Below are 9,699 nucleotides of genomic sequence, written 5' to 3' on the forward strand. Positions count from 1 at the left end.
CCGTCCGGCCGGCCGGCGCGGGTCCGGCCCGCGCCCCGGCCGGAACCGTCCGCCGCCCCGGTCCGGTCCGGGGTCTACTTCAGGACGAGCGAGGACCACTGCTTGATCCACTGTTCACGGTTGTCCGCGATCTCCGCCGGCGCCACCGTCTTCGGGTCGTCGATCCTCTGCCCGTACTTGGTGAACAGCTCGGGCACCTTCGCGTCCTTGACCGCGGGGTTCACGAACATCTGCAGCGGCATGTCCTCCTGGAACTTCTTGCTGATCAGGAAGTCCAGCAGCGCCTTGCCGCCCTTCTCGTTCGCCGCGCCCTTCAGCAGCCCGGCGAACTCGGTCTGCCGGAAGCAGGTCCCGGTGGCGACGCCGGTCGGCGCCTCCTTGGGTGCCGGCTTCTTCTCCATGACCTCGGCGGGCGGGCTGGACGCGTAGGAGACGACCAGCGGCTTGTCGCCCTTGCTGCCGGCCGCGCCCGAGAACCGCTCGTAGTACGCCTGCTCCCAGCCGTCGACGACCTCGACGCCATTGGCCTTGAGCTTCTTCCAGTAGCCCTGCCAACCGCCCTTGCCGTACTCGGCGATGGTCCCGAGCTGGAAGGCCAGCCCCGGCGAGGAGGTCGCCGAGTTCTCCGTGACCAGCAGGTTCTTGTACTGCGGCTTGATGAGGTCCGCGAACGTCTTCGGCGGTGCGATCTTGTGCTTCGCGAAATACGCCTTGTCGTAATTGACGCAGATGTCGCCGTAGTCGACCGGCGTGACGCGGTGCTTCGCCTTGTCCAGCTGCAGCTTCTCGTCCACGCCCGCCAGGCCCTTGGCCGCGTACGGCGTGAAGAGCCCCTCGTCGAGCCCGCGCGACAGCAGCGTGTTGTCGATCCCGAAGAAGACGTCCCCCTGCGGGTTGTCCTTCGTCAGCACCGCCTGGTTCACGGCCTTGCCCGCGTCCCCGCCCTTGACGAGCTGGACCTTGTACCCGCTCTGCTTCTCGAACTCCTTCAGCACGGACTTCGAGGCCGCGAAGGAGTCGTGGGTGACGAGCTTGACGGTCTTGGCGTCCGCCGCCTTGTCGCCGCCGGAGCCGCCGCAGGCGGCGAGCGTCATGGCGCCCAGCGTCACCGCGAGGCCGAGCGCTGCGGTCCTTCTTCTGCCGGTGGTCACCGTTCTTCAGTCCTCCTGGCTGGCCAGGAAGAGACGCGGCCCTGCCCGCGGCGGCCGGCGGAACCGGCGCCGCGGGCAGGGCGCAACAGCATGAGGAGACCGAACTTCCTACCCGGAATGACCCGGGCGAGGTTCAAGGGTCTGCGGCGGCGTCGTCACGACGGCCGGCCGCACTCTCAGCGCTGTGGCGCTCCCCTGTCGGATGGTGTCTATGTAGAGATGTTCGAACGCTACGGTATCAGCGCTCCGACGCCGCGAGCTGGCCGCAGGCGCCGTCGATCTCCTGCCCACGGGTGTCCCGCACGGTCACCGGCACGCCGTGCGCCGCGATCGCCTCGACGAACGCCTTCTCGTCCTCGGGCCGCGAGGCGGTCCACTTCGAGCCGGGGGTGGGGTTCAGCGGAATCAGGTTCACATGCACCCGCTTCCCCTTGAGCAGCTTCCCGAGCAGGTCTCCGCGCCACGCCTGGTCGTTGATGTCCCTGATCAGCGCGTACTCGATGGAGATCCGCCGCCCGGACTTCTCCGCGTAGGTCCACGCCGCGTCCAGTACCTCGCGCACCTTCCACCGCGTGTTCACCGGCACGAGCGTGTCCCGCAGCTCGTCGTCCGGCGCGTGCAGCGAAACGGCCAGCCGGCACTTGAAGCCCTCGTCGGCGAAGCGCAGCATCGCCGGCACCAGCCCCACCGTGGACACGGTGATCCCGCGCTGCGACAGCCCCAGCCCGTCCGGCTCGGGGTCCGTCAGCCGCCGAATCGCCCCCGTGACCCGGTTGTAGTTGGCGAGCGGCTCACCCATGCCCATAAAAACAATGTTCGACAGCCGCGCCGGCCCACCCGGGATCTCCCCGTCCCGGAGCGCCCGCATGCCATCGACGATCTGATGAACGATCTCCGCCGTCGAGAGGTTCCGGTCCAGCCCCGCCTGTCCCGTCGCGCAGAACGGGCAGTTCATCCCGCATCCGGCCTGCGAGGAGATGCACATCGTCACCCGGTCCGGGTACCGCATCAGCACCGACTCGACGAGCGTCCCGTCGAACAGCTTCCACAGCGTCTTGCGCGTCTGGTCGTCGTCGCACGAGATGTGCCGCACTACGCTCATCAGCTCCGGCAGCATCTCGGCCGCCAGCTTCTCCCGCGCGGCGGCCGGAATGTCCGTCCACTGCTCCGGGTCGTGCGCGTACCGCGCGAAGTAGTGCTGCGAAAGCTGCTTGGCGCGGAACGGCTTCTCCCCGATCGCCGCCACGGCCTCCTTGCGCTCGGCAGGCGAAAGATCGGCAAGATGCCGCGGCGGCTTCTTGGCCCCGCGCGGCGCGACAAAAGTAAGTTCTCCAGGTGCAGGCATGGTCCGTCCAGTGTGGCAGATGTACGCGCAAGGGCCCGCCGCCCTGTGGACGGCGGGCCCTCGGGAGGCTCGGGTGGCTGCGTAAGAACTGGTCAGCCGGTTCCTACGAAGATCACGAGCAGCAGCCACACGACCGGGGCCGTCGGCAGGAGGGAGTCCAGGCGGTCCATGATCCCGCCGTGGCCGGGCAGGAGCGTGCCCATGTCCTTGATGCCGAGGTCGCGCTTGATCATCGATTCGCCGAGGTCGCCGAGGGTGGCGCTGGCGGCGACGGCGAGGCCCAGGAGCAGGCCCTGCCACCACGCGCCGTTCTCGATGAGGAACTCCATGCACAGCGCGCCCGCCGCCATCGCGAAGGCCACCGCGCCGACGAGGCCCTCGCGGGTCTTGCCGGGGCTGATGCGGGGGGCGAGCTTGTGCTTGCCGAAGCGCCAGCCGACGGCGTACGCGCCGGTGTCGCTGACGACGGTGAGCAGCAGGAAGGTGAGGACCCGGTACGGGCCGTCCGCGTCCGCCGCGAGCATCAGGGCGACGAAGGTCGCGAGGAACGGGACGTAGAACGCCGCGAAGACACCGGCCGTGACGTCCCGGAGGTAGTGGTCCGGGGCCTCGGTCATCCGCCAGACCAGGACGGCGAGCGCGGTGAGCGCCATCGCCACCCAGGCGCCCTCGGCCCCGCGGACGTACCCGGCGACCACCATGGCCGTACCGCCGACCGCGAGCGGTACGAGCGGTACGCGGATGTCCTTGCGCTCCGCGAGGCGGGAGGTCAGCTCCCACAGCCCGACGACCACGGCGACCGCGATGACGCCCACGAAGACGGGCTTGTAGACGAACAGCGAGAGCACGATGACCGCGCCGAGGCCGACGCCCACCCCTATCGCGGCCCGCAGATTGCGGCCCGCGCTCTTCTTCGCCGGCTTGTCCGAAGAGGGGCTGTCGTCCGGTGCCGACGGGGATGTGGACATGGGTTCCTGGGGGTGGTCATCGCGGAAGAGGGGGCCACTCAGCCGAGCGGCCCCCCGATCGTCCCGGTGGTCGTCCTGGTCTCCGCCTGCGTCGGGCACGGTGGGCATGGGCCGAGTCTGCGCTGCCGCGGCCCGGTCGTGCACGGGACCCGCCGACGGGGCCGGGGGCCCCTCCCAGCCGTAGCCGGGGGTCGGTCCCGTGCCGGCCGCCCATGGGCCGGCGCCGGGTGGGGTCCCGCCTGCCGAGGGCGAGGGCCGGGCCCCCCAGGATGACTCGTTCATCACACCTCGAGCAGCTCGGATTCCTTGTGCTTGAGCAGCTCGTCCACCTGCGCGACGTACTTCGCGGTGGTGTCGTCGAGCTCCTTCTCGGCGCGGCGCACCTCGTCCTCGCCGGACTCCTTGTCCTTGACGAGCTTGTCGAGGGTCTCCTTGGCCTTGCGGCGGATGCTGCGAATCGAGATCTTCGCGTCCTCGGCCTTGTTCTTGGCGACCTTGATGAACTCCTTGCGGCGCTCTTCAGTGAGCTCGGGGAAGTTCACGCGAATGATGTTGCCGTCGTTGCTCGGGTTGACGCCGAGGTCGGAGTCGCGGATGGCCTGCTCGATGTTGCGCAGCGCGCTCTTGTCGAACGGGGTCACCACGGCCATCCGCGGCTCGGGCACCGAGAACGACGCCAGTTGGTTGATCGGCGTCAAGGCACCGTAGTAGTCCGCCACGATCTTGTTGAACATCGCCGGGTGCGCACGCCCGGTGCGGATCGCGGCGAAGTCCTCCTTGGCGACCACGACGGCCTTCTCCATCTTCTCCTCGGCCTCGAGGAGGGTCTCTTCGATCACCACTTGCTCCTGGTCTTAATCGTAAGAAGCAGAGCCTCGCCCCTGCGCGCGTCTTCTCCTGCACGGTGTCCGACCGGCAGGCGGTTGTCCATCCCCGTGCCGTGGTCTTCCCACGGCCGGGAGTTGCCGCGCGTACGGGTATGCCGTCCGTACGGCGCGTACGGACGTGCTCTCCGTACGGCCGTACGAACACGTGCTGCCCGTACGGATCCGCGGCGATGCGGGCCGTCAGGCCCTGGTGCCCTGATCGCTGACGAGCGTGCCGATCTTCTCACCCTTCACGGCGCGCGCGATATTGCCCTCTGCGAGCAGCTCGAAGACGAGGATCGGCAGCTTGTTGTCGCGGCACAGCGTGATGGCGGTGGCGTCGGCGACCTTCAGGTCGCGGGTGATGACCTCGCCGTATTCGAGGGCATCGAACTTCACCGCATCGGGGTTCTTCTTGGGGTCGGAGTCGTAGACGCCGTCGACCCCGTTCTTGCCCATGAGCATGGCCTGGGCGTCGATCTCCAGGGCGCGCTGGGCGGCGGTGGTGTCGGTGGAGAAGTACGGCATGCCCATGCCCGCACCGAAGATGACCACGCGGTCCTTCTCCAGGTGGCGGATGGCGCGGAGCGGGATGTACGGCTCGGCGACCTGCCCCATGGTGATGGCGGTCTGCACGCGGCAGTCGATGCCCTCCTTCTCCAGGAAGTCCTGGAGGGCCAGGCAGTTCATGACCGTGCCGAGCATGCCCATGTAGTCGCTGCGGGCCCGGTCCATGCCACGCTGCTGCAGCTCGGCGCCGCGGAAGAAGTTGCCGCCGCCGATCACGATGGCGATCTCGTAGCCCTCGCGGACCACGGCCGAGATCTCACGGGCGATGGCGTGCACGACGTCCGGGTCGACACCCAGACCGCCGCCACCGGCGAACGCCTCCCCCGAAAGCTTCAGAAGGAAGCGGCCCTTCCCCTTTTTGTGGGCTTTGTCCGCGCCGTCGGCACCGTGATTCATTGCGCTCTCCTCGTGCACATACGAAGAAGGCCATTGCCGGGGGTCTGGTCAGATCCCTGTACGGCAATGGCCTCCTCGTCACATCTGCGGTCGGCCGGTGAGCGGCCGACTGCGTACGACCCTAGCGGGGCCGCGGGTCATTCGCTGCCCTGCGACAGGCCCTCGGCCCCGAAGGCCGTGGCCCGACCGCAAGGCTTCGGCTCAAGCTCAGATGCCGACCTTGATGCGCGAGAAGCGCTTCAGGGTGACACCGGCCTCCTGGAGGACCTTCTCGACGGACTTCTTGTTGTCGAGGGCGTACGGCTGACCGAGCAGCGTCGCCTCCTTGAAGAAGCCGTTGACGCGACCCTCGACGATCTTCGGCAGGGCAGCCTCGGGCTTGCCCTCCGCACGCGTGGTCTCCTCGGCGACGCGGCGCTCGGCCTCGACGACCTCGGCCGGGACGTCCTCGCGGGACAGGTACTTCGGCGCGAAGGCGGCGATGTGCTGCGCGATGCCCTTGGCGACCTCGGCGTTCTCCTTGTCGAGCTCGACGAGGACGCCGATCTGCGGGGGCAGGTCGGGCATGGTGCGGTGCATGTACGCCAGCACGAAGCCGTCGGTGAACTGCGCGAAGCGGTCCAGGACGATCTTCTCGCCGAGGTTGGCGTTGGCCTCGTCGACGAACGCCTGGACGGTCTTGCCGGCCTCGATCTCGGAGGCGAGCAGGGCCTGGATGTCGGCGGGCTGCGTCTTGGCGACGTGCGCGGCGATCTCGTTGGCGACGGCCTGGAACTTGTCGCCCTTGGCGACGAAGTCCGTCTCGCACTTCAGCTCGACGATGACGCCGGAGGTGTTGTCGTCGGCGATCAGGGAGACCACGGCGCCGTTCTCGGCGGAGCGGCCCTCGCGCTTGGCGACGCCCTTCTGGCCCTTGATACGCAGCGCCTCGACGGCCTTGTCGACGTTGCCCTCGGCCTCGTCCAGCGCCTTCTTGCAGTCCATCATGCCGGCGCCGGTGAGCTCACGGAGCTTCTTGACGTCAGCGGCGGTGTAGTTCGCCATGATCTGTTGAGTCTCTTCTCGAAAGTCGAAAGATCTACGGGTGGACGGCGGGGGCGGTGCTTGTGGCACCGGCCCCCGCCGTCATCATCCGATGCTGAGGTGTCAGGCCTGCTCGGCCGGCTTCTCGGCCTCGGCCTCGGCGGCGGGGGCCTCGGCAGCGGCGGGCTCCTCGGCCGGCTTCTCCTCGGCCTTGGCCTCGTCGGCCTTGGGCTCCTCGGCCTTCTTCTCGCCCTCGAGCAGGTCACGCTCCCACTCGGCGAGCGGCTCGCCGGCGGCCTTCTCGCCCTTGGCCTCGGCACCACCGGAGCGGGCGATGAGGCCCTCGGCGACGGCGTCGGCGATCACGCGGGTGAGCAGGGTGACGGAGCGGATCGCGTCGTCGTTGCCCGGGATCTTGTAGTCGACCTCGTCGGGGTCGCAGTTGGTGTCGAGGATGGCGACGACCGGGATGTTGAGCTTCCGGGCCTCACCGACCGCGATGTGCTCCTTCTTGGTGTCCACGATCCAGACGGCGCTGGGCACCTTCTGCATCTCGCGGATACCGCCGAGGGTCTTCTCCAACTTGGCCTTCTCGCGCGAGAGCACGAGAAGCTCCTTCTTGGTGAGACCCGAGGCCGCGACGTCCTCGAAGTCGATCTGCTCGAGCTCCTTGAGGCGCTGCAGACGCTTGTAGACGGTCGAGAAGTTGGTCAGCATGCCGCCGAGCCAGCGCTGGTTCACGTAGGGCATGCCCACGCGAGTCGCCTGCTCCGCGATGGCCTCCTGGGCCTGCTTCTTGGTGCCGACGAACATGACGGAGCCGCCGTGCGCGACGGTCTCCTTGACGAACTCGTAGGCGCGGTCGATGTACGACAGCGACTGGAGCAGGTCGATGATGTAGATGCCGTTGCGCTCGGTGAAGATGAAGCGCTTCATCTTCGGGTTCCAGCGGCGGGTCTGGTGCCCGAAGTGGACGCCGCTCTCCAGCAGCTCCCGCATCGTGACGACGGCCATGGCCGTTCTCCTCGTGTTTCTCGGTTCCACCGCGGCCGGGCGGCCGCTGTGCCTGACGCCCCTGCGCGCCTGCCTGAACCGACTCCGGTGGTGTACCGGGAGCCTTGCCAGGACCGAGGGACGCGGCCACCGTGGTGCAGCGCACTACCGCTGTGCTTCTGACGAAGCACGGGGAGTCACGCGCCGGTGGCGGGGCGTGCGAAGTCGACCCGGTCACCCGGATCGCCACAAGAAGTGTACGGGACCGCCGAACCGCCTAGCGACATGCTGCGGGTGGGAGAGGTTCGGTGGTGGGGAGAGGTTCGGTGATGGGGAGAAGTTCGGTGGTGGGGAGGGGTTCGGTGATGGGGAGAGGTTCGGTGGCGAAGGAGGGAGCGAGGCCGGACCCGGGCTCGCATCACTCACACGCGTGACGATGTTGTCCACAACCGCGGAGTGGTCCACAGGAGCCGACCAAGATCCCCCCGGATCTGCCCTGGTCCGCCACTGTCATGCCATGCGCGACTCGTACTGCCTCGGGCTTCCCCGACTCCGGCTTCCCCGGCTTTTTGATGGACCGCCGCCCTCGCTCTGTCGATCTCCAGGGCCGCTTCTGCCTGATGTGCGGCGCCTGCGGCGGGCGGTCCTGACAGGGCCGGCGGGCCTCCTGCCCCCTCCCCCTCTCCCTCTCCCTCTCCCTCTCCCTCTCCCTGTGATGCGGGTACTCGCCTACCTCGCGTCCCTGCACCCCGGTCGGCTCGTCCGCCGCACGACGGCTCGCACCACCCTGAGTACGGCCGCCATCCTGAGCACGGCCGCTTGCGCGCTCGGCTGCATGATCGGCTGCGTGCTCCTGCTCGGCCCGGCGCTCTTCGCACCGCTCTCCCTCGCGGCGAACAGCAACGCCCCGCCCACAAGCGGCACCGCACCCCCACCTCACCTCACACCGGTCACACACGCCCGCCCCCTTTCCGAGAACACGTTCTCGGGAATCCGCTCGGACGCGACCCCGGGCCCTGACCCAAGCCCACCAGCCAGGACTTCCGACACCCGGGCATCGGCATGGTCCGGGACTTCCGAGACCCGGGCATGGCCGGTGGCAGGACCAACCGGCGCGCGTCCAGCCATCGCACGCCCCTGGTTGCCTCCACCCACCCCCTGGGCGGCCGGCCACCGCGGCGTGGACCTCGCCTCGCGTGCCGGAGCGACCGTACGAGCCGCCGCCCCCGGCCGCGTCTCTTTCGCGGGCAAGGTCGCCGATCGAGGCGTCCTCTCCATCGAACTATCCGGCTCCGGCCGACCGCCGTTGCGCATCACGTACGAGCCGGTGCGCCCCACGGTTCACAAGGGCGATCGCGTCCGAGCAGGCCAGCCGGTCGCCGTCCTCCAGCCGGGCCCGTACCACTGCGACGCCCTCTGTCTCCATTGGGGCCTGCGCCGCGGCCGTACCTACCTGGACCCGCTGTCCCTCCTCCCACCGTCCCTGCTCGCCCCGCCCTCACCCCGACTACTCCCGGTCTTCCACATCCCCGAACCCGTCCCGCCCCCAGCTCACAGCCCGGAGACACCGCCTCTCCTCCCCACAGCCGCCGGCACCCCCACCCTCGCGGCAGCCACAGCCCTCGCAGCCATAGCCACCTGGTCCCACTCCCGCCTCCGGAACCAACGCCCCCGGCGAGCTCCCGGCAGCCTGCCCCTCCGGCTCGGCGGCCTGTCCCGGAACAACCGCCCTCACGGTGACGCCCTGCCCGACCAGCGCCCCAACGAGTGAGCACTCCACCGTTGACCGGCCGACCAGAACGACTGACGCCCGATTGGAACGACTAACACCCTGTTGGTCGGAAATGACCGGCGCGCTGAAGCACCGGATGGCTGAAGCAGCGGGACACCCCGGAGTACCGAGCCGCCCCTGGAGTACCGGGGCGCCTCCGCCGGCCCGGTAGTTGAGATCGCCAGGTCGTCGGAGCGCCGAATTCTGGTCGCACGGATCCCTGAACGCCCGAACGCCCGGACGCCCGAATCACCGGACCGTGGGATCACGAGCATCCGGATCACCGGCTCGGGGGATCGCCGGACGACCGGGCCAAGGGGCTACCGGACAGAGCGGGGAGGCAGGATCGCCAGACGGCCGAGACGCCGGGGCACCGGACAGCCGGGACACAGGACAGCCGGACGGCCGGGCCGCGGGGGCCGCCGGGACTCGAGGGCGAGGGCACGCGAGCGCCGCCGGGGCGCGGGTGCGGGGGCGAGGGCAGGGCCACCGTGGGGCGAGGCCCAGGCGTGCGTGTGCGTGGGGGGGGCAGACAGGCGTGTCTGCTTTTGGAGGTGGTGGTGGAGGGCTGTCTCTTATACACATCTCCGAGCCCACGAGACTCCTGAGCATCTCG

8 protein-coding genes are annotated in these 9,699 nt (G+C 69.2%); 1 reads left to right on the top strand and 7 read right to left on the bottom strand.

Translation table 11 applies throughout. From position 1 onward, the window contains the following. Positions 1–74 precede the first annotated feature (74 nt). From IG84_RS0135465 to rpsB, 7 genes are all read right to left on the bottom strand, one after another. A complete protein-coding gene (locus tag IG84_RS0135465) occupies positions 75–1,094 on the bottom strand; it encodes a thiamine ABC transporter substrate-binding protein (protein ID WP_051862825.1) in 1,020 nt (339 codons plus the stop codon). Between the two features lie 295 nt (positions 1,095–1,389). Continuing rightward, the gene (gene rlmN / locus IG84_RS0135470; protein WP_030266522.1) at positions 1,390–2,496 is read right to left on the bottom strand and encodes a dual-specificity RNA methyltransferase RlmN; all 1,107 of its coding nucleotides are present in this window, start codon (positions 2,494–2,496) and stop codon (positions 1,390–1,392) included. Positions 2,497–2,588: 92 nt separating this feature from the next. After that, positions 2,589–3,746, bottom strand: coding sequence for a phosphatidate cytidylyltransferase (locus tag IG84_RS38455; RefSeq protein WP_031066995.1), 1,158 nt, complete (start codon positions 3,744–3,746; stop codon positions 2,589–2,591). Beyond that, entirely contained in the window at positions 3,746–4,303 is a 558-nt protein-coding gene (gene frr / locus IG84_RS0135480; RefSeq protein ID WP_030266530.1) for a ribosome recycling factor, read from the bottom strand. Before frr ends, IG84_RS38455 begins: the two co-directional genes overlap by 1 nt. Positions 4,304–4,531: 228 nt before the next feature. Then, complete coding sequence (gene pyrH / locus IG84_RS0135485; protein WP_030624865.1) at positions 4,532–5,296, bottom strand: UMP kinase; 765 nt, start codon at positions 5,294–5,296, stop codon at positions 4,532–4,534. Between the two features lie 207 nt (positions 5,297–5,503). Continuing rightward, on the bottom strand, positions 5,504–6,340 hold the full coding sequence (gene tsf / locus IG84_RS0135490; RefSeq protein ID WP_031066999.1) for a translation elongation factor Ts: 837 nt from the start codon (positions 6,338–6,340) through the stop codon (positions 5,504–5,506). 102 nt (positions 6,341–6,442) lie between these two features. Further along, complete coding sequence (rpsB, locus tag IG84_RS0135495) at positions 6,443–7,333, bottom strand: 30S ribosomal protein S2 (protein ID WP_031067001.1); 891 nt, start codon at positions 7,331–7,333, stop codon at positions 6,443–6,445. Positions 7,334–8,453: 1,120 nt separating this feature from the next. Here rpsB and IG84_RS40335 point away from each other — a divergent pair. Continuing rightward, on the top strand, positions 8,454–9,083 hold the full coding sequence (locus IG84_RS40335) for a peptidoglycan DD-metalloendopeptidase family protein (protein ID WP_382467313.1): 630 nt from the start codon (positions 8,454–8,456) through the stop codon (positions 9,081–9,083). Positions 9,084–9,699 lie beyond the last annotated feature (616 nt).

Source organism: Streptomyces ochraceiscleroticus (assembly GCF_000720485.1).
GTDB classification, from domain to species: domain Bacteria; phylum Actinomycetota; class Actinomycetes; order Streptomycetales; family Streptomycetaceae; genus Streptomyces; species Streptomyces ochraceiscleroticus.